The sequence below is a fragment of the Helicobacter sp. MIT 05-5294 genome, from assembly GCF_000765675.1.
Taxonomy (GTDB): Bacteria; Campylobacterota; Campylobacteria; order Campylobacterales; family Helicobacteraceae; genus Helicobacter_D.
Genome location: NZ_JRPA02000063.1, coordinates 1 through 1,372, shown reverse-complemented (window position 1 = coordinate 1,372; position 1,372 = coordinate 1). Strand labels below are relative to the sequence as shown.

Below are 1,372 nucleotides of genomic sequence, written 5' to 3'. Positions count from 1 at the left end.
CAAAGCACAAAAGATTCAAATAGAATCTAAGGATTTAGAGAAACAATCTATCACTAAACAATTTAAGATTCCAATTATTGAAGATTTTAAAGAGAATGAAGTGGTTAGGGGGTGGAGAGATGAGGAAGATTTAAACGAAATTGAAGTAGTTGGGAAGAAAAGTATTAAAATCACAAATAGTAAAGGTGAATATTTATTTACCATAGAGAATAAAGAGATTCAAAAAGATATTTTAGAAGTTAAAGATTTGTATAATTATGAAGGGATTCAATGGTTTGAAACAAGCGCAGAGAAATACCATAAACTTTTAGATGTTAATCCAAAACTAAAAGACAAAGAGAAATGTGAGAAACTAGGAGTATTATATTTTACTTGGAGAGAAATTGTGGAGTTTGCCTTAATAGACAGATATTCTTTTCAATATAATCCATATGGAAATGGTAATTGGAAAGCGGTAGAAAACGGAGCTAAAGGCTATATCCTTGTTTCAATGGAGGGGATTCCTTATTGGGCTGATGCTGTGGGACAGATTCCTTATGCGATTGATATTTACAGAAAAAAATTAAGTGATACCAAAAGTAAAGATTTGAGCAGAAAAATTGTAATTCAAAAAGGGTATGAATATGGAAATGGATTGCCTTTTATCGGTTATGATGATTCAAATTCTTATGATAACGCTATGATTCTAAGAGGAGTAAATTGGGCTGAAAAAAATTTTGATATTGACGATGCTGGAATAAAAAATAATAATATTAAAGCTTCATTGTTGCGATTAGATTCTCAAGGAAGAATTATCCATGAGTAATATTGTAAAAATTATATTAATCATCATGAGTTTATTTTGGAATTATTTGTTTTCTTTGTTGGTGCTATGGCTCTTTATTATAATAGGCATCATACAATTTAAGGTGAGGGTGTTTGACGCTGAAATTTTTGCATACACAAATTGCATTATGTTATTTTTTATAAATTACCCGCTTTTTTATATAGAAAAAATAAGCAAGAAGAAGATAATATTTCTTAGCATCGGTTATATTATTTTCTTGGTTGTTGGATTTTCTATATTTTCTGATTTTAGAATTAAAACAAGGTATATTCCATTAATATACGCCTATTTGAGCGTATTTATTTTCAATAGTTTCTGCTTATTGATAATATGGCGATTATGTAGAAAAATGTTAAGGATTTTCAAGTAAAACAATCTCGAAAGATAGCTAAAACAAAACTCCAAGAGACTTATAACAACAATGGAAACTTTAGTATTAAACTTACAAATATTAACTTACAAGATACTAAACTTCTCTTTCTTTCTTTTATTCCCTTTAAAGATAATGATGAGGCTAATAATACCAAAGCACAAAAGATTCAAATA

Annotated in this window: 1 pseudogene; it reads left to right on the top strand. The window is 28.4% G+C overall.

Going from position 1 to position 1,372, the window contains the following annotated elements:
* Positions 1-805 (top strand): annotated as a pseudogene (locus LS69_RS10660) (hypothetical protein); the annotation flags it as partial.
* Between the last annotated feature and the right edge of the window lie 567 nt (positions 806-1,372).